Genomic DNA, 18,580 nt, shown 5'->3' with positions numbered 1-18,580 from the left:
CTACTTCAGTTCATCCGGACACGGAGTACCCCGAGGCAACTGGTAAGGCGCCGCCAGCCGATACGTCCCCGTCTTCGGCGCCAGCAACATCGTCCACTTGTCGCCCTTGGAGTCCTCCTCCGTCTCCATCAGACACCCGTTGAGGTTGTCGTACGTCTTCGGCGTGCCCTCGGCGCGGTGCTTGGACGCGTCGGTCTCCTGCGGGGGCTTGAGGCTCTTGCCCTTCGCGTCGACGATGCTCAGCCACGGCGAGTACGGGATACGGATGAGGATCCGCCCCTTCTTCTTCACCTCAATGGTCAACTCGCCCTGCTCCGCCCGGTCCACGACCGCGTTCGGCTCGGCGAGCGGCGCCGGGTCGGTGACCTGGAACAGCTGCCAGTTCGCGTCGCCCCAGACCTGCTTCAGATACGGCATCCCCCGCTGCACCAGGGCCCGTTCGCGCTCACCGCCGTCACCGTCCGGCTTGTCCTTGGGCAGCACGACGTAGTGCACGGCCCAACGCTGAAGCCACTCGTGGTAGTTGGCGGAGTTGAGCGTGTCGTCGTAGAAGAGCGGGTTGCGCTCCATGTCGGCCTGGCGGTTCCAGCCGCGCGCGAGGTTGACGTACGGCGCGAGGGCGGAGGCCTCGATGTGGGAACGGGCCGGGACGACCTCGACGCGGCCGCGCTCGGCGCCGACGGTCTGGAGTTCGTTGACGAGCGGCGCGAGTTCGTGCGACCAGGACGCGGCCGGGGCGGTGTTGATGACGTCGTCGACCGACTTGAAGCCGATCCACCCGTTGAAGCCGACGAAGGCCAGCGCGATCGCGTACCACTTGCGCGAGCGCGGCACCGCGAAGGGCAGCGCGGCGATCAGGGCCACCCCGGCGAACAGCATCGCCAGCCGGCTGATGTTCGAGCCGATCTGCGAACTGACCAGCCAGACCAGGATGACGCCGATGCTGTACACGGCCGACGTGATCCGTACGGTCGTCCACTCGCGCGGCACCAGGAAGTAGACGATCACCCCGGACGCCAGCGGCAGGATCATCGACCCGAACAGCATCGGCTGAGTACCGGAGAACGGGAACAGCCATGCGGACACGGCTACCACGGCCGCGGGCGCGAGCCCGAGAGCCCACGCGCCGGGACGCCGCTTCTGCAGGAACAGGGCTACGGCGACCAGCCCCACGAACAGCCCGGCCACCGGCGACGACATGGTCGCGAGCGCGGCCAGCGGCGCGGCGCACAGGGCCTTCGCCCAGCGTTTGTAGCGCCAGCGGTACGGCCAGCAGAACACCACGGCCACCGCGCCGAGCCCGAACACCAGGCCCAGGCCGTACGTCACCCGGCCCGACGCCGCGTTGCACAGCAGCGCGAAGACGCCCGCGAGCGAGGCCCACAGCGGGTTCTTCACCGAGCGGCTGCGGATCAGGATCATGGTGAGCAGGCCCGCCGAGATCGTCCCGGCGATCATCATCGTCGTACGGACACCGAGGACCGACATCAGATACGGCGAGACCACGCTGTACGACACCGGGTGCATGCCGCCGTACCAGGCGAGGTTGTACGCCGAGTCCGGGTGGCGGCCGACGAACTCCGCCCACGCGTCCTGCGCCGCGAGGTCGCCGCCACTGTTCGCGAACGTGAAGAACCAGACGACGTGGAGGACACCGGAGAGGAGCGTGAAGCCGATCACCGGGTGGCGGAGGAAGGGGGCGCGGAGACGGTCGACGAACCGCGTCAGGCGTGTGCTGTTCCCACGGGTTCGGCCGTCGTCCGTGTGCTGAGCGCTGTCCGCCGCGTCATCTGGCGCGGTGTGCGCGGGCACGCGTATTCGCGGGCCGGTCACCGGGCCCGGATCGGCATCGTCGGCACGTGTCGGCTCCGCTGTGGCCACCTGAAGGCACTCCCCGTGTCCCGTCTTCTGTTCCCGGCCGCGTTCCGTCCCGTTCCCGGCCTGTTCGACGCCGCGTCCCGCTCGACCGGCGACGTGCCCCGATTCGCGACGCTAGCACGCACCCCGCCGGTGAGCTCCCGGGCGGGTGCCCGGCCGGCGGGGTGGGGTGACGTGCGGCGCCTCGTGGGTCAGCCGAGGCGGGTCAGCTTGGACGTCAAGGCCGGTTCCGCGAGGTCCTTCTGGAGAGCGACCGGCACCTTGACGGCACCGCTCGAACCGTCGCCCACGGTGAGCGTGCCCACCTTGGTGCCGGCCTTCGCGGTGTGCGGTACGGCGTCGGGGGCGAAGGACAGCTTCACCTTCAGGCCCGCCCAGCCGACCGCCGCGACGTCCTTGGTGACGACGACCGGTGTGTGACCGCCGAGCTGGTCGTCGACGTACCCGACGACGGTCCCCTTCTTCAGGATCTTCGCCGAGGTCATCGCGTCCTGCGCCGCGAGCATCGCCGTCTTGCTGACCGCGTTGACGGTGTCGATGATCGGCGCGGTGTGCTGGCCGAGGATCGCGCCGACGACGACGGCCGTCTCACCGCCGACCTCCTTGGTGGCGGCGAAGAGCAGGTTGCCGCCGGCCGCGGTGGTGGTGCCGGTCTTGATGCCGAGCGAGTTGTTGTACGGCACCAGGCGGTTGTAGTTGGTCCACTTGTGACCGGACGGGTCGACCCAGCTCGGCAGCTTGGTGATGTCCATCAGCGCCTGGATCTTGACCAGTTGGTTGCCGAGTTTCACCTGGTCCTCGGCGGAGGAGACGGTGGTCTCCTTGAGACCGGACGCGTCGGTGTACGTCGTGTTCGTCATCCCCAGTGACTTCGCGGTGTCGTTCATCTTCTTGATGAACGCAGCCTCGGAGCCCGCGTCCCAACGGGCCAGCAGGCGCGCGATGTTGTTCGCCGAGGGGATCATGATCGCCGAGAGCGCCTGCTTCTCGGTGAGGACGTCGCCGGCCTTCACGGTGTTGAGCGTGGACTCGCCGTCCTTGTCGTAGCCGCCCTCCTTCTCGGCGGTGGCGTCGACGGTGATCTTCTCGCCCTCCGCGCCGGCCTTCAGCGGGTGGTCCTTGAGGACGATGTACGCGGTCATCGCCTTCGCCACGGAGCCGATCGCGACCGGGGTCTGCTTGCCGAAGCTGCCCATCGTGCCGATGCCGTTGACGTCCATCCAGCCCTGGCCCTCGCTGGGCCACGGGAGGCTCGCCTTGGCGCCGGCGAAGGTGTACGAGTCGTCGGCGGTGAGGGTGAGGGAGGGGGTCGGCAGCGGGCGTACGGCCTGTACTACTGCAAACACGATCGCCAGGAGGATGACCAGCGGGGTCCAGATCTTGACCCTGCGGATCGCTGTGCGGACCGGGGTTTCCGGGGGCGGCGGGGTGTTGGTCAGTTCGGCGAGGAGGTCCAGCGGGGGCTTCGGGGGGAGCGGTTGCTGGGTGGTGTGCTCCGGGCCGACCTGGGGGACGGGGCGGGTGGCGTCCCTCGGGGGTGTTTCCCTGCGGGGCGATTCCCTGCGGGGCTCGTCGAGGGGCTTGAGGGCGACGAACCTGCTGGTGCGTTCGGCGGGGGTTTCGGGGGTCTTCGGAGCCGGGGGTGCCTTGAGCATGGTGGTGGGCTGGTCCACCGCGGGCTTGGGCGGTCGTACGGCCTTGAAGACGGTGGTCGGGTGATCGACGGCCTCGGCTCCGCCATCGGCCGTCTTGCTGTTCCCACCCGCACCGCCCGTGCGGGTCTCGTCGCCGGGTGCGGGTGGCCCCTCGGGGGCCTTCCCGCCGTCGGCGGCCTTCGGCTCCGCGCCGGAGGGGACGGCGTCTTCGGTGCCGGTGCCGGTGCCGGTGGTCCGGGGGTCCGCGGCCGTGTCGCCTTCGGCGGCTTCCGGGCGGCTGTCGGTCCTCGGGGGCGTCGCGTCGGAGGGTGTCCTGCCTTCGGCGGACTCCGGGCGGTCTTCGGTCTTCGGCCCGCCCGCGTCGGTCGACGCTTTGCCTTCGGCTGACTCCGGGCTCTCATCGGTCTCCGGCCCGCTCGCGCCGGAGGACGTGTCGCCTTCGGCGGACTCCTCCGGCCGACCGTCAGGCTTCGCGTCGGTCGCTCGGGCAGACGTCTTGCCTTCGGCGGACTCCGGGGTGGCGCCGGCCGCGGCCTCGTCCACCTCGGCTTCCGCGGACCCGGCTTCAGCGCTCTCGCCCGCCTTGGGGTCATCGCCCGAGGCGGTGCCGGCGGCTTCCGGGCGCGCGTCGGCACCCGAGTGGGAATCGACGGTCGTCGCGGCCACGGGAGCCTTGTCCGCCTTGGGGACCGGCTCGTTGTCGGTGGCTTCCGGGCGCGCGTCGGCATCCGTACTGGCTTCGCCGGTCGTCGCGGCCACGGGGGTCTTGTCCGCCTTGGAGACCGGCTCGCTGTCGGCGGCCTCCGGGTGCGGGTCGGCATCCGCGTCGGCTTCGTCGGCTTCGTCGGCTTCCGCGGTCGCAGGAGCCCCGTCCGCCTCGGAGTCGTCCTCCGGGTCGGCGGCAGCGGCAGCGACCTGCTCACCCTCGGTCACGTCATCGTCGGCGTCCTCGGACCCGCCCTCGGCGTCAGCCGAATCGCGTGCTTCGGCGTCCTCGGGGTCGCCAGTCACCCCGGCACCCGCGCCCTCGGCCCGCTCGCCCGTGTCGGCCTCCTGAGCGGCCTCAGCGCCCTTGGAGGCGCCGGAGACGGAAGTTTCCCCCGAGTCCTCGCCGTCCTCCGTCTCCGGCGCTCCAGCGGGCGTCTCCGCGCCCTCGGGACCCTCGGCCGTAGTAACGTCCCCCGAGTCCTCGGTCACGTCAGCCGTCTCGCCCCCGGCCGGCGCCTCCACGTCCTCGGGACCCTCGGCCGTAGCAACGTCCCCCGAGCCCTCCGTCACGTCAGCCGTCTCGCCCCCGGCAGACCTCTCCGCGTCCTCGGAGCCTTCGGTGCCGGTCGGCCTCGCCCCGTCCGACCCCGACGACACCCAGGCCGCCACAGCCGCACGCAACCGCGCATCGCCCTCGGAGCCGCCCGGCCCGGCCGATCCGCTCGGCCCGCCCTTGGCGGAAGGGTTCTGCGAATCGGCGTCCTCGGAGGCGGCAGCGGCGTCGGCGGCGTCACCGGACCCGCCGGTCTCCGTCTCCTCCCGCAGCTCCCGGATCGAGAAGATCTTCGTCGCCGTGTCCACGCCCCCGCGCTGAGCCGTGGACGGCGTCGCGTCCTCGCGGGCCACCGCCAACCGGGGATCGCGCTCGCCCCTGGCCTCAGGAACCGGACTCGCGCTCCCCGGCGTCGGTTCTGCCGACGACTCGCGCTTCTTCGACCTGTCGGGGGACTCGCCCGCCACCGATGCCTCCTCCATGCGCCGCACGCGCCGCGTGCGTCAACCGAACCGACCGAGATAACCGAGTTAGCTACAAAAACAGCAACAAAATCAGCTGGAAGCCAGCTGGATGTCGGCTGGGAAATCTCTTACCCGTCGTCCGGACAACGCATCAACACCGCTGTCCGAACCATGTACCAGTGTCCTGTGTGCGGGCTTAACCCCACCGGTAGACGAGAACGACATACCTACCGGTTCCACTACGAAGCGGTCACGCACCCTCGACAGACCAATGTGAGAGGGGTCACCCTGTCATTCATCCACGCGGGGAGGCATGGATGGGCAGGAGCCGCAGAACACTTCCGGAAGAGCTTCTGTTGCTGGCATTGGACCCGGCCACGGGTACCACTGCACAGCCGCAGTCGCTCGACCTCGGTCTGGCCGGAGCACAGCTAGTGGAGCTGGCGCTGGCCGGACGGATAGCCCCAGACGGGGATCGTATCGCCGTGGTGGTACCACGGCCGACCGGAGATCCGACTTTGGACTGCGCGTTGGAGTTGCTGCGAAGGCGTGGCGCTCCTGTACGTGCAGTGAACTGGATTGGCGGGCCCCGACTGGGACTTCGCCAGACCTACCTCTCGCATCTGGAGCGGTGCGGCATGGTGCATGCCGTGGCGGGACAGATGTGCGGGGTGCTGCCGACGACTCGCTACCAAGCGACGGACAACGACATCAGCCGGGAGATCAGGGCCCGGCTGGATTCCGCGATCCGCACCGGTGTGCCACCGGACCCGCGGACAGCCGCGCTCGCCGCACTGGCGCACGCGGTCGGTCTCGGCAAACACCTGTATCCGGGTAACGAGGGACGTTCGTCCCGCTCCCGGCTGCGGGACCTGATCAGGCACGACCCCATGGGCGGACTCGTGGCGCACGCCGTGATGGACGTCCAGAACGGAGTGGCGGCACAGCCACGCCGTAGCCCGGCCCCGGCCGGCCGTCAGGCCGCGCCCGGATCAAGGCCACCGGAACCGGCTCGTGGTGTTCCGATGCAGCCGCACCGCGGCACCATGGCGCGCGCCGTGGCTCACTGAGCCGCAGTCCCACGGCACACGCCGGCACCGCGGAGGCACACCGCACGACCGGCACCACCGCACGACCGCAGTACACGCCGCACCGCAGTCCCCAAGACCCGGTTCGGGAGCCGCTGGTCCGAGCGGGGTGGAGTAGACGTAACGTCTCTCCACCCCGCTCGGCCGCATCTACGGCCGCCTTCGCGGACGCCTCGGGCAACCCGAACCCGGCTCGTACCTGCCGCATATCCACCGTTTCCCAGCGGTAGAAACCACCTTGGTGGCAGTCTGCTCAACAGCAGATACGCAAAGTGGCAAGCAAGTGGCAAGCAGTGAGCAGTACGCAGCAGTAAGCAGTGGCAAGCAGAGGCATGCAGCCGGAGGTGCACGTTCCCGTGGCGTCAAGTGTCAATCCCACCGTCAGGAGACGCCGGTTGGGCCAGGAGTTGCGTCGACTCCGAGAGCTCAAGGGCATGACGGCCGAAGAAGTCGCCGAGCGGTTGCTGGTGTCGCAGTCGAAGATCAGCCGGCTGGAGAACGGCCGGCGCAGCATCAGCCAGCGCGACGTCCGCGACCTGTGCGGGGTCTACGAGGTCGAGGACGTCCGCATCGTCGACTCGCTCATGCAGATGGCCAAGGACTCACGCCAGCAAGGCTGGTGGCACTCCTTCGGCGACATCCCGTACAGCGTCTACATCGGGCTGGAGACGGACGCGGCGAGCCTGCGCGTCTACGATCCCCAGGTCGTCCCCGGTCTGCTGCAGACCCGGCAGTACGCCGAGGCGCTCATCACCGGGGCGTTGCCCGAGACCGCCCTGGCCGATGTCGAGAAGCGGGTCCAGGTGCGGCTGCGCCGGCAGGAACGGATCTCCGCGCCGGAGAACCCGCTGCGGCTGTGGACCGTGATGGACGAGTCCGCGGTGCGCCGCGTGGTCGGCAACCGCTCTTTGATGCGGGACCAGTTGGAGCATCTCGTCGAGCAGTCCCAGCTGCCGCACGTGACCGTGCAGGTGATCCCGTTCGACATGGGCGCCCATCCGGGGCTCAACGGGCAGTACGCGATCCTGGAGTTCCCCGACGCGGCGGACTCCAGCGTCGTCTACATCGAGGGCGTCACCAGCGACCTGTACCTGGAGAAGGCGAACGACGTCCAGAAGTACAGCGTGATGTACGAGCACTTGAGGGCGCAGGCCCTGAACGTGGACCAGTCCCGTCAGTTCATCGCGGACATCGCGAAGGAATACGCGCGCTGAGGGGCCCCGTTGGCGGAAGGTGCCGCAGAATACACCTTCCGCCGGTCGGGATGGAAGACACCAGGGGTATATGCCACCCGGTCGAGTGAATGGCCGCTTCGCGCGCCGATGTTGGCGAGTAGCGTCGATCACGCCATCGAGCAACAGGCTTTGGCGCAAACCGTGTTGTACGTCCGATGCGTTCGTGGTCGGACGTGACGCGCGGTGACAGCAACTCATCAACTGGCATAACCGGAGCAAAAATGGCAATTCGTCAGGGCGCCGCGGACATGTGGACCAAGTCCTCGTACTCCACCGGTAACGGCGCATGCGTCGAGATCAAGTCGCCGGTTCTCGCGGCCATGGCCGTACGGGACTCCAAGGTCGACGGGGGTCCGACGCTGGCCTTCCCCGCCGACTCGTGGAACGCCTTCGTGGCAGATGTCGCGCGGGGGGCGCACGACCTTCACTGATGCGGCTGGTTCACCTTTCACAACTCCATAAGCAGCACAGTGCAGTTCATGCACGACAGGCAGTACATGCAGTACAGGCAGTACAGGCGGTACACGCGGTACAAGCGCTTCAAGAAGAGCCCTCTCGACTGGCCCGCCGTCCTGGCCGAGGGGGCTCGGCTTGTGCCGGGCGCCGTACGCCGACCGGTGCCTCACTCCACAGGGAACGCCACATCGCACACCGGGTCCCCGGGCCCCGCCGCCTCCCAGTCCGCGAAGTACACCTCGCGGCACGGCCCGGCGTACCGCAGCCCCTGTGTGGCGACCCACTGCTCCACCGCCTCGAACGCGGCCAGGATCTGCGGATGCGCCACCTGCGCCTTGGTGATCCGGGCGTACGCCAGCGTCCTTGCGGGCTCCACCCGGACCGCCGTCTGCCGGGCCCGCCCCTGCCGTGCGGCCCACGCCCGCGCGGCCGCCTCGTCCGCGACCGGTACACAGGACTCGGCCGGGCCGTCGCTCTCCATGGACACCTCGGAGTGGTAGACGACGAACGGAGCCGCGCTCACGCCCCCGCACTCCTCCGCCGCCGCCTCAAGTCGCCCCAGGGAGGCGCCGATCCAGGCCGGCAACTCGTCCGCGAGGGTGTGCCGGGTCTCGGTGATCAGTACCTGTTCCGGTACCTCGACCGTCTCGACCACGAACTTTCCGTACATCTCGGAGCTCCTCCCCGACAGTCGTGCACGGAGGTACTCGGCGAGCGTGCGCTGCCCGGCGACCCGGGTCTCCACGTCCGTCCAGTACGCGGCGAGGAGATCGGCCGCGTCGCTCCCGTCGGCCTCCACCACCGAGGCGATCCGGGCCAACGGCATGTCCAACTGCCGTAGCAGCGCCACGAGTCGGGCCCGCTCGACCTGGCCGGCGCGGTAGTAGCGGTAGCCGCTGACCTCGTCGACGTGAGCCGGCGCCAGCAGCCCGAGCCGGTCGTACAGCCGCAGCGCCTTGGCCGAAAGCCGTGCCCGGGCCGCGAACGCGCCGATGGTCAGCAGGTCGTCGTCCACCCTCGCATCCTCCGTCACCGGGCGGTTTCTGTCCGCCCGGCGACAAGGACGCTCAGCCTTGCCCCAAGGGCAAGGTCAACACCTGTCTACGACAGTCCTAGGCGACGGCCGTCTCCACCGCCGCCACGACCTCGGCCGACTCCGGCTCGGTCTGCGGGGAGAAGCGGGCGAGCACCGTGCCGTCGCGGCCGATCAGGAACTTCTCGAAGTTCCAGCGGATGTCACCGGTGTGGCCCTCGCCGTCCGCGAAGCCGACGAGGCGGTCGTACAGCTCGTGCCGGCCGTCCCCGTTGACCTCGACCTTCTCGGTCAGCGGGAAGGTCACGCCGTACGTCGCCGAGCAGAACTCGGCGATCTCCTCGGCGCTGCCGGGCTCCTGCCCGAGGAACTGGTTGCAGGGCACGCCCAGCACGGTGAAGCCCTGCGCCGCGTACCGCTCCTGGAGCCGCTCAAGGCCCGTGTACTGGGGGGTCAGCCCGCACTTGGAGGCCACGTTCACCACGAGGACGGCCTTGCCCGCGTACTGCGAGAGGTCCGCCGAGCCGCCCGTGAGCGACCCGATCTCGACACCGAGGGGACCCGTGTTCTCTGTAGTCGTCATAACCGGATGCTAACTCCGGTAAATGTCGTTCTCCCCACGGGGCCCATGTGCCTACCGGTCTAGGGGCTTATGCGCCTTTGGACTTACGGGTCTGCCGGCAGCCGTGCGTCCAAAGCTCCACCGGCCGGCCGTGCCTCTAGAGCCCCGCCGCCTTCACCACGACCTCCCCCGCAGCCGTCCGCGAATACAGCACCGACCTCCCCGCCCGCCGCCGCTCCACCAGCCCCGCGTCCAGCAGCACCCGCAGATGCCGCCCCACCGAGCCGAGCGCCTGCCCGGTCACGGCGGTCAGCTGGCTGGTGCTCATCGGTGACCCGAGCAGCATCAGCACGGCCGCCCGTGAGGGACCCAGCAGCGCCCCCAGGCTCTCCGGCACGGGCCGTCCGCCGTGGTCGGCGAGGACGCCCGCGCACGGGTACACGATGGCGTACCGGTCCGGCGCCTCCCACGACACCCATCCGCCCTTCGGCGTCACGGGCATGAGGAGCAGCTCCGCGCCGGAGATCTCCCGCGGCGGATTCGCGTGCAGATTGATCTGCAGCCGGCTCTCCCCGAGCCACCGCGTCCGCCCCGGCGACAACGTGTCCAGCACGGCCGCCCAGCCGCCCTGGCTCACCTGCGCGGTCCGGGCGACCACATCGGCCTCCAGCACCCGCCGTCGCCGCGCCCAGTAAGGTCGTACGGTCTCCTCCCAGACGTACTCCAGGAGCCGGGCCGCCCGCTCGGGCAGATCGTCGCGTTCCAGGGCGGCGGGGAGCGGTCCGGCGAGCGAGACGCGGAGGTCGTCCCGCGCGTCCTCGGGCCGGGTCTCCCGCACCCGGGCGACGGTCTCGGCGAACGACTCCCGGTCCGTCTGCGTCGGGCAGAGGAAGTCGGCGCCCCAGGTGCGGCCGAGCCCCGCCCGCACCAGCAGACCGGTGACCGGATCGGCCGCCAACAGGCCCCGGTAGTGCGGCAGATGGTCCCGCAGCCACACCTGCTCACCGGTGTGCGCGCCCACCCCCGCGTGCAGCAGTTTCAGCGCGGCGAAGGTCTCGGCGAACGACGACAGCACGAACCGGCTCCGCGCGAGAGTGTCCGCGTTGAGCTGCCACAACCCCATCAGCGCACCCTCCCTGTTTCGCGTCCGAGCGAAAGAATAGGACCCTCACCCGCACCCCCGCAGACTCCCCGAATGCGCAGCTACCGCGAGCTCTTCCGCACCCCCGAGTACACCCCGTTCTTCTTCTCCTTCGCCGCCCAGAACGCGGCCCTGACGATCAGCGGCCTGGCGCTCGCCACCCTCGTCTACAAGGCGACGGAGTCCCCGTTACTGTCGGCGGTGAGCATGTTCGGGCCGCAGCTCGCCCAGATGCTGGGCGCGACCTTCTTCCTCTCCGGCGCCGACCGCCTGCCCCCGCGGGTCACCCTGACCGGCATCAACACCGCCTTCGCCGTCTGTACGGCCCTGCTGGCACTCCCCGGTCTGCCGATCGGCGCGATCTTCGGCATCGTGTTCCTCCAGGGCCTGATCGCCTCCCTGGGCGGCGGGGTGAGCGGCGGCCTGCTGAACGAGATCCTGCCCAAGGACGGCTATCTGCTGGGCCGTTCGGTCTTCAACATGGCCTCGGGCCTGATGCAGGTGACAGGCTTCGCGACAGGCGGGGCCCTGCTGGCCCTGCTCTCCCCGAGGGCCTGTCTCCTCATGTCGGCGGCGCTGTACGCGACGACGGCCCTGGTCATCCGCCTCGGCCTGACCGCCCGCCCACCCCGCGCGGCGGGCCGCCCTTCCGTCGCGGCGACCTGGCGCACGAACGCCCTCCTGTGGTCCTCCCGCCCCCGCCGCCTCACCTACCTCGGCATGTGGGTCCCCAACGGCCTGATCGTCGGCTGCGAATCCCTCTACGTCTCCTACGACTCCGGGTCCGCGGGCGCGCTGTTCGCGAGCGCGGCCCTGGGCATGTTCGTGGGCGACCTGACCCTGGGCCGCTTCGTCCCGCGCACCCTGCGCACGCGCCTGGACATCCCCCTCCGCCTCCTCCTGGCCACCCCGTACCTGTTCTTCGCCCTCCGCCCGGGCATGCCCTGGGCCGCCATGGCGGTCGGCGTGGCCTCCATCGGCTACGGCGCGAGCCTCGTCCTCCAGGAGCGCCTGATGGAACTCACCCCCGACGAACTCGCGGGCCACGCCCTCGGCCTGCGCTCCGCGGGCATGCTCACCATGCAGGGCGTGGGAGCGGCCGTCGCGGGCACGATTGCCCAACTCACCACACCGGCGACGGCGATGACCCTGGTGGCACTGGCATCGGTAGCGGTGACTCTGGCTCTGGCGGCGCTCGGCCGACAGGTACGGAGTGAGGTCCCGGAGGTGCAAACGGCGTAAGGGGACAGGGTGTTGGGGCGCCCGCCGGGAGGGGTAAGAACCGCGCCGGGCGCCCTGTCGTCTTCCTTTTCCCTACCCGACCGTCGGTCGCAGAGTCGCACACGCCGAGGGAGCACCTGTTGCCGCCGCACTCCTCGTCACCTCAACAGCCGCGCGCCGACGCCTCATTGAGCCACTGCGGCTGCCACTGCCCCGGAGCCGCGACCCCACTTCCCCGCGCGAGCCGTCCCATGACCAGGTCTGCCGCGGGAGCCCCGTCGATTCCCGAGCCGTCGTCGCCCCGGCCGCCCGAGTCCGGCGCGTTGCCGGAGTCTCCATGGCGGGCTCGGAGCGGCGTCCCGCTTCCCGGTGCCAGCCGTCGCATCGCCGTGCCTGCCGAGGGGAGTCCCCGTTGACGACCCAACCCCCGGAAGCCGACGCCCTGTTGAGGTTCCTCGCGGCTGCCCCGGAGGAGAGAGCCCGTCTCGCCCCACGCGTGGCGGACGCGGTCGGTGCCGAGCCCCTGGAGCGCATCGTCCAGGCGATCCTGACCCGCACCGGCCGTCCCGTCACCGTGACGGACAGTCCCGACGGCCTTCTCGTGACCGGTGAGGAGGGTCAGGTGCGTGCCTGGGCCCGTGCGGCGCCGGACGGTGAACTCACCGCCCTGTCCCTCGAAGGCGCCCGCCACCCCCCGCCCCGCAGGCGCCGACTCCGCCCGCCGTACGGCCTGTTGGTCCTCCTCCTCGTCCTCTGGAACGTCGTCGCCCTCTGGACGGCCCCGGACCGCACCGCCTGGCTCAATGACCTGGCGGTCCTCGCCGCCTGCTACGTCCTCGCCGAAGGCCTCGGCGCCCCCGCCCAGCAGCCGCGCCTCCCGCGCCGTACGGTCGAGGCGGGAGTCGCCGTAGCCGCCCTCGGCTCCGCTTCGCGGCCGGCCGGACTGCCGTCGGGGGACGGGGTGTTGGGGCTCGCGGGCGGGGTCGTACTGCTGGTGGCGCTCCTCGTGCTGGTCGGCGTCGCGCGGACGTACACCTGGCGTGCGCCGCTCTCGCGGCCGCTGCGGTTTCCGCTGGAGGGGGAGTGGTACGTCGTGCAGGGCGGCGGCCGGCCGCTCAACCATCACGCCCGGGTGTCCGAACAGCGGGGCGCGGTCGACCTGGTGGGCCTGGGGCGCTACGGGACCCGTACGCGCCGCGACCGCGAACTGACCGCGTTCGCCGCTTAACGGCGGGCCGTACGGGCCCCGTGCGACGGGCTGGTGGTCTCCGCCGAGGACGCGTTCGAGGACCAGGACACGCGGCCGGGCGGGCGCGCTCGCTATCAACCCGCCTACGGGAACCACGTGTTCATCGACACCGGGCGGGAGATCGTCAAACTGGCCCATCTGCGGGCCGGTTCACTGACGGTGAGCGTGGGGGAGACGGTGCGCGTGGGTCAACTCATAGGAGAGACAGGCAATTCCGGCAACACCACCGAGCCGCACCTCCACCTGCACGCGGAGCGTGACGGGGTCGGCCTGGACCTGCGGTTCACGGGGATTCCGGGGCGGCTGTACCGGGGAAGGGTGATCCGTGCCTTTCCGTGACCACAGGCATCCTTGACAGCGTCCGTACTGTTTCGCGACGTTTGAGCCCTGCCGAACTGTTCGTGTCTCGTCGTACCTTGGGATACGTAGGCAGGACGCGGACGACGCGTCGTGGGGGAAATGTGGGGGGACGGTCGCCCATGCGATCCATGCGATCCGCCGGCAAGGCGGACATCACGATCCACAGACCGGAGGAGCTCGGTACCACGCTCCGCCAGGCCTGGCACAAGGCGATGGACGAGTCGCCGGACTACGCGAACCCTTTCCTGGCACCGGAGTTCGCGGACGGCGTCGGCCGGCACCGCGGCGGCGCGCAGGTGGCGGTTCTGCACGAGGGCGGGGAGCCGGTCGGCTTCTTCCCGTACGAGCGCAACCCCGTCGGCGTCGGCCGGGCCATCGGCCTGGGCCTCTCCGACTGCCAGGCTCTGGTGCACCGGCCCGGTGTCACCTGGGACGTCCAGCAACTCCTGCGGGCCTGCGGCCTGTCGGTCTTCGAGTTCGACCATCTCGTCGAGGAACAACAGCCGTTCGGCCGCCACGTCACGGGCACCTTCGCGTCCCCGGTGATCGACCTCAAGGACGGCGACGGCGAGATCCCCTACCCCGAGTGGCTGCGCGGCGCGTACCCGGGCATCGCCAAGACGACCCTGAAGAAGGAACGCCGCCTCGGCCGCGACCTCGGCGAGATGCGCTTCGTGTACGACGAACGCGACCCCGAGGTGCTGCACACGCTGATGCGCTGGAAGTCGGCCCAGTACCGCAGGACCGGCCGCATGGACCGCTTCGCGCGCCAGTGGATCGTGGACCTGGTGGACCACTTGTTCCGCGTCCGCGAGGAACACTTCACCGGCATCCTGTCGGTCCTCTACGCCGGTGACCGCCCCGTGGCCGCCCACTTCGGCCCGACGTCCCGCACGCTGTTCGCCGCCTGGTTCACGGCGTACGACCCCGAACTCCGGTACTACTCACCGGGGTTGATCATGCACCTCAGGATGGCCGAGGAGGCGGGCCGGCACGGCGTACGCCTCATGGACCTGGGGCGCGGCGACAAGGAGTGGAAGGACTGGCTCAAGACCCGCGAACTGCGGGTCGGCGAGGGCTTCGCCACCCGCCCCCACCCGGTCGCGGCGGCCCACCGCCTGTGGCGCCGCCCGGTCCGCGGCCTGCGCAACACGGTCCTGGCCCACGAGTCCCTGCGCGACCCGGCGGACCGCCTCCTCAAGACGGTGGGCACCCTGCGTACGACGGGCAAGGTGCCGACGAAGAAGTGACGATGCGGCACGATCCATCGGCGAGGGGCCCTGGACCTGAAGGTCGGGGCCCCTTCCGCGCTCTCCGGGCCTCCCCCGTCACCTGTACGACAGGCGGTCGTGGTAGACAACGCCGATGATGGTCAGGGCTGTTGTGCCCGGCCCGCGGGCGACCGCGCGACAACAGGAAGGGGCAACCCGTGCTTCTGAAGACCTTCCGCTGGTCGTTCGCGGTCACCGCGCTCGGCCTGGCCGCAGGAGTCTGGTACGGCGGGTGGACGGCGTTCGGCGTCATCGCGATCCTCGCCGTCCTGGAGATCTCGCTGTCCTTCGACAACGCGGTGGTCAACGCCGGGATCCTGAAGAAGATGTCGGCCTTCTGGCAGAAGATCTTCCTCACGGTCGGCGTCCTGATCGCGGTCTTCGGCATGCGGCTGGCGTTCCCGGTCGTGATCGTCGCGGTCACCGCGAAGCTCAATCCGTACGACGCGGTCAACCTGGCCCTGACCGACAAGGACCGCTACGAACAGCTGGTCACCGACGCCCACCCGGCGATCGCGGCCTTCGGCGGCATGTTCCTGCTGATGATCTTCCTCGACTTCATCTTCGAGGACCGCGACATCAAGTGGCTCGACTGGCTGGAACGCCCCCTGGCCAAGCTCGGCAAGGTCGACATGCTGTCGGTCTGCATCGCGCTGATCGTCCTCCTGATCACCTCGATGACCTTCGCGACCCACGCCCACCAGCACGGCGGCGCCCACGCGGACAAGGCCCAGACGGTCCTGGTCTCCGGCATCGCCGGCCTGATCACCTACATGATCGTCGGCGGCCTCTCGGGCTTCTTCGAGGACCGGTTGGAGGCGGAGGAGGAACGGGAACGGGAGAGCGAGCGCTCGGCCGTCGTCCTCGCCGGCCAGGCGGCCTTCTTCATGTTCCTGTACCTCGAAGTCCTGGACGCCTCCTTCTCCTTCGACGGCGTGATCGGCGCGTTCGCCATCACCAACGACATCGTCCTGATGGCCCTCGGCCTGGGCATCGGCGCGATGTACGTCCGTTCCCTGACGGTGTACCTGGTCCGCCAGGGCACGCTCGACGACTACGTCTACCTGGAGCACGGCGCGCACTACGCGATCGGCGCCCTGGCCGTGATCCTCATGGTCACCATCCAGTACCAGATCAACGAGGTCATCACCGGCCTGGTCGGCGTCATCCTGATCGGCTGGTCCTTCTGGTCCTCGGTCCGCCGGAACAAGGCACTCGCGGAAGCCGAGGGGGCGGCGGAGGCTGTGGATACGGCGAAGGTCCCCTGAGCCCTCGCCCCACGGCACCTTGCTCTCCGGAACAGAGGCGCGACGGCCATGGCCATGGCGGCGACGGCCATGGCCGGGCTGTTGATCTGGCGGTCGGCACCGGCGTACGAGGGTTGTCGTGTTCCTCGAAGCGCGCGGAGTGTGGCCTTTTCGCGACTGGAGACCCGCCGACATCGGCGGGATCACACTGTTCTCGCCGGATACTGAGTGCCGCGGGTCAGGGACGGTCGCCCACGAGAGCGATTGCGCGTGTCTCGGGAACTCCCAGCATCAGCAGGCTCGTGATCGTCGCCGCTCGGGCGCCGACGGTCCCGTTCGACTGGTCGCTGTCCGCGACGGCGAACACGACGCCGTAGGCGACCTGGCTCAGCATGTCCGCCGGCAGGTGCTGAGCGAACACGTCGCCGTCCTGGCCCCGTTTCACGAGGTCGGCGAGGAGCTCGTCGACCGGCCCGAGCAGGCCGTGGATCGCCTCGCCGTACTCGCCGCGGCGCAGCGCCAGCAGCACTCGGTACCGGTGCGTGACCGGCCAGAGGCGGGCGATGAATTCGGCCCACGTCGCGTCCGCTTCCGCGCCGGAGGCGTTGACTTCGGTGAGCACGGCTGTCATCTCGGTGACGGCCCGTTCCGTGAGTGTCGAAACCAGGTCGAGGCGCGAGGGGAAATGGTCGTAGACCGTGCGACGGACGACGCCGGCGGCGGAGGCGATGTCGCCCATTCCGGCGTCGGCGTTCTCTCCCAGCACATCGAGGGCGACGTCGAGGATGCGATTGCGTGTCTCGATCGTCGAGCGCACACGGGCGGACTCGGTGGACATGGCCCCAGTATTGCACACTGCTGTACAGTGAGATTGACTGTACAGCCGTGTGCAGCGGAGGGTTGCGCTGTGCTTCGAAGCCCAGGAGAGGGGAAGAAGGCGATGACCGCACCGACGCCGCCTGCCTCGACGCTCGTCCGCCCGTTCACCGTCTCGATCCCGGAATCGGAGATCGACGACGTCAAGCAGAGACTGGCCAGAACTCGGTGGCCGGATCCGGAAACGGTGGACGACTGGTCGCAAGGGGTTCGCGTAGAGAACGCCAGGTCTCTGGTCGACCACTGGGAGCGCGGCTACGACTGGCGGCGCTTCGAGTCCGAGCTCAATCGCTTTCCCCAATTCCTGACGGAGATCGACGGGCTGGACATCCACTTCATCCACGTCAGGTCCAAGAATCCCCACGCGATGCCGCTGATCCTCACGCATGGATGGCCGGGCTCGATCGTCGAGTTCCTGAAGCTGATCGGCCCGCTGACCGATCCGGTTGCGTTCGGAGGAGACGCCGCCGATTCATTCGACGTCGTCGTCCCGTCGCTCCCCGGGTTCGGGTTCTCCCAGAAGCCCACGGAGACCGGGTGGACCGTCCCGCGCATCGCCGGCGCGTGGGCGGAGCTGATGAAGCGTCTCGGCTACACGAGCTGGGCCGCGCAGGGCGGCGATTGGGGTGCCGTCATCACCACCGCCCTCGGGGCCATGCGACCTGAGGGGCTTCTCGGAATTCATCTGAACACCCAGTACGCCTTTCCCACGCGAATACCCGACACCTTGTCGCCCGAACAGCGCCACGCCGTGGAGACCCTCGCCCTCTACACCGGCGATCTCGGTGGGTCGAACCACCTTCAGGGCACGAAGCCGGAGACCGTCGGATTCGCCCTGGCGGACTCTCCCGCAGGCCAGGCAGCCTGGATCTACGAGAAGTTCCAGTCCAAGACCGACAACCACGGGCTCGCCGAGGACGCCCTCAGCATCGACGACATGCTCGACGCGATATCCCTCTACTGGTTCACCAACAGCGCGGCGTCGTCCGCCCGCATCTACTGGGAGAACAGATCGCTCACCTTCGCCGGCCCGAAGGTGACACTTCCGGTCGCGGTGACCGTCTTCCCGAGGGACATCCCACGCCTGCCACGCAGCTGGATCGAAGACACCTACAGCAATCTGATCCACTACGGCGAGGCCGGCAAGGGCGGCCACTTCGCGGCCTTGGAACAGCCCGAGATCCTGGTCAGCGAAATCCGCACCGGCCTGCGCACCCTTCGTTCCTGACACCACCGCGTGAGCTCGGCGGGCAATGAGCGAGTCTTCTCACGGGCCTGAGGGCCGGGCTGTGCGTGCCGTATCACCCTGACCGGCGACACGATCGAAGCAGTGACGCGGGCTGCACACGAAACGGCGGTCATCCCGTGGGCACGGGATGCCGCCGCTCGCGACAAGGACCACCAGAAGGGGAAGACCGGGATGAAAACCAATCACGGTCTTGCAACCATCTGTGAAGTGCCCTCGGCAGGATTCGAACCTGCGACACCGGCTTTAGGAGAGCCGTGCTCTATCCCCTGAGCTACGAAGGCGGGACGGATCGCCCCGGAAGGCGGTCCAGGACAGGGTAGCGGATTTGGGGAGT

At 69.5% G+C, this 18,580-nt stretch carries 14 protein-coding genes, 1 tRNA gene and 1 pseudogene; 9 read left to right on the top strand and 7 right to left on the bottom strand.

Going from position 1 to position 18,580, the window contains the following annotated elements:
- A complete protein-coding gene (locus ACGFY9_RS05570; protein ID WP_393752244.1) occupies positions 1-1,881 on the bottom strand; it encodes an MFS transporter in 1,881 nt (626 codons plus the stop codon).
- 188 nt (positions 1,882-2,069) lie between these two features.
- A complete protein-coding gene (locus ACGFY9_RS05565) occupies positions 2,070-5,261 on the bottom strand; it encodes a D-alanyl-D-alanine carboxypeptidase (RefSeq protein WP_393752242.1) in 3,192 nt (1,063 codons plus the stop codon).
- Positions 5,262-5,575: 314 nt separating this feature from the next.
- Between ACGFY9_RS05565 and ACGFY9_RS05560 the strand changes: the two genes are divergently transcribed.
- From ACGFY9_RS05560 to ACGFY9_RS05550, 3 genes are all read left to right on the top strand, one after another.
- Positions 5,576-6,328 carry a GPP34 family phosphoprotein gene (locus ACGFY9_RS05560; RefSeq protein WP_318016929.1) on the top strand — a complete coding sequence of 251 codons (753 nt, stop codon included), beginning with the start codon at positions 5,576-5,578 and terminating at the stop codon, positions 6,326-6,328.
- A gap of 374 nt (positions 6,329-6,702) precedes the next feature.
- Positions 6,703-7,560 (top strand): helix-turn-helix transcriptional regulator, encoded by an 858-nt coding sequence (locus tag ACGFY9_RS05555; RefSeq protein ID WP_033287311.1) that lies wholly within the window; start codon positions 6,703-6,705, stop codon positions 7,558-7,560.
- 242 nt (positions 7,561-7,802) lie between these two features.
- The gene (locus tag ACGFY9_RS05550; protein ID WP_327403331.1) at positions 7,803-8,012 is read left to right on the top strand and encodes a DUF397 domain-containing protein; all 210 of its coding nucleotides are present in this window, start codon (positions 7,803-7,805) and stop codon (positions 8,010-8,012) included.
- Between the two features lie 191 nt (positions 8,013-8,203).
- Here ACGFY9_RS05550 and ACGFY9_RS05545 read toward each other — a convergent pair whose 3' ends face one another.
- The 3 genes from ACGFY9_RS05545 to ACGFY9_RS05535 form a co-directional block, all read right to left on the bottom strand.
- Positions 8,204-9,052: a MerR family transcriptional regulator gene (locus tag ACGFY9_RS05545; RefSeq protein WP_393752239.1), complete on the bottom strand. Its 849-nt coding sequence runs from the start codon at positions 9,050-9,052 to the stop codon at positions 8,204-8,206.
- 97 nt (positions 9,053-9,149) lie between these two features.
- Positions 9,150-9,653, bottom strand: a complete 504-nt coding sequence (locus ACGFY9_RS05540) for a glutathione peroxidase (protein ID WP_033287308.1) — start codon at positions 9,651-9,653, stop codon at positions 9,150-9,152.
- Positions 9,654-9,789: 136 nt separating this feature from the next.
- Complete coding sequence (locus ACGFY9_RS05535) at positions 9,790-10,755, bottom strand: ArsR/SmtB family transcription factor (RefSeq protein ID WP_393752237.1); 966 nt, start codon at positions 10,753-10,755, stop codon at positions 9,790-9,792.
- Between the two features lie 72 nt (positions 10,756-10,827).
- Between ACGFY9_RS05535 and ACGFY9_RS05530 the strand changes: the two genes are divergently transcribed.
- From ACGFY9_RS05530 to ACGFY9_RS05510, 5 genes and pseudogenes are all read left to right on the top strand, one after another.
- Positions 10,828-12,015 (top strand): MFS transporter, encoded by a 1,188-nt coding sequence (locus ACGFY9_RS05530; RefSeq protein ID WP_393752235.1) that lies wholly within the window; start codon positions 10,828-10,830, stop codon positions 12,013-12,015.
- 391 nt (positions 12,016-12,406) lie between these two features.
- On the top strand, positions 12,407-13,222 hold the full coding sequence (locus tag ACGFY9_RS05525) for a hypothetical protein (RefSeq protein WP_393752233.1): 816 nt from the start codon (positions 12,407-12,409) through the stop codon (positions 13,220-13,222).
- Positions 13,223-13,240: 18 nt separating this feature from the next.
- A pseudogene (locus ACGFY9_RS05520) lies at positions 13,241-13,582 on the top strand (M23 family metallopeptidase); the annotation flags it as partial.
- A gap of 149 nt (positions 13,583-13,731) precedes the next feature.
- Entirely contained in the window at positions 13,732-14,853 is a 1,122-nt protein-coding gene (locus ACGFY9_RS05515; RefSeq protein ID WP_393752841.1) for a GNAT family N-acetyltransferase, read from the top strand.
- A gap of 179 nt (positions 14,854-15,032) precedes the next feature.
- Positions 15,033-16,142 carry a DUF475 domain-containing protein gene (locus ACGFY9_RS05510; protein WP_393752231.1) on the top strand — a complete coding sequence of 370 codons (1,110 nt, stop codon included), beginning with the start codon at positions 15,033-15,035 and terminating at the stop codon, positions 16,140-16,142.
- A gap of 217 nt (positions 16,143-16,359) precedes the next feature.
- On the opposite strand, the gene ACGFY9_RS05505 is transcribed toward ACGFY9_RS05510, so the two are convergent.
- A complete protein-coding gene (locus ACGFY9_RS05505) occupies positions 16,360-16,959 on the bottom strand; it encodes a TetR/AcrR family transcriptional regulator (protein ID WP_393752229.1) in 600 nt (199 codons plus the stop codon).
- Between the two features lie 102 nt (positions 16,960-17,061).
- On the opposite strand from ACGFY9_RS05505, the gene ACGFY9_RS05500 reads away from it, so the two are divergent.
- On the top strand, positions 17,062-18,225 hold the full coding sequence (locus tag ACGFY9_RS05500) for an epoxide hydrolase family protein (protein ID WP_393752227.1): 1,164 nt from the start codon (positions 17,062-17,064) through the stop codon (positions 18,223-18,225).
- A gap of 229 nt (positions 18,226-18,454) precedes the next feature.
- Here ACGFY9_RS05500 and ACGFY9_RS05495 read toward each other — a convergent pair.
- Positions 18,455-18,527, bottom strand: a tRNA-Arg gene (locus ACGFY9_RS05495).
- Positions 18,528-18,580: the final 53 nt, after the last annotated feature.

The organism is Streptomyces sp. NPDC048504 (assembly GCF_043200035.1).
Classification (GTDB): Bacteria; Actinomycetota; Actinomycetes; order Streptomycetales; family Streptomycetaceae; genus Streptomyces.
Note: the sequence above shows the minus strand (reverse complement) of the source record. Positions and strands in the feature narration are given on the sequence as shown.

Excerpts from the sequence above, each read along its gene's own strand:
- ACGFY9_RS05560 (WP_318016929.1), top strand. The coding sequence starts at position 5,576 with ATGGGCAGGAGCCGCAGAACACTTCCGGAAGAGCTTCTGTTGCTGGCA.
- ACGFY9_RS05550 (WP_327403331.1), top strand. The coding sequence starts at position 7,803 with ATGGCAATTCGTCAGGGCGCCGCGGACATGTGGACCAAGTCCTCGTAC.
- ACGFY9_RS05540 (WP_033287308.1), bottom strand. The coding sequence starts at position 9,653 with ATGACGACTACAGAGAACACGGGTCCCCTCGGTGTCGAGATCGGGTCG.
- ACGFY9_RS05535 (WP_393752237.1), bottom strand. The coding sequence starts at position 10,755 with ATGGGGTTGTGGCAGCTCAACGCGGACACTCTCGCGCGGAGCCGGTTC.
- ACGFY9_RS05530 (WP_393752235.1), top strand. The coding sequence starts at position 10,828 with ATGCGCAGCTACCGCGAGCTCTTCCGCACCCCCGAGTACACCCCGTTC.
- ACGFY9_RS05515 (WP_393752841.1), top strand. The coding sequence starts at position 13,732 with ATGCGATCCGCCGGCAAGGCGGACATCACGATCCACAGACCGGAGGAG.
- ACGFY9_RS05505 (WP_393752229.1), bottom strand. The coding sequence starts at position 16,959 with ATGTCCACCGAGTCCGCCCGTGTGCGCTCGACGATCGAGACACGCAAT.
- ACGFY9_RS05500 (WP_393752227.1), top strand. The coding sequence starts at position 17,062 with ATGACCGCACCGACGCCGCCTGCCTCGACGCTCGTCCGCCCGTTCACC.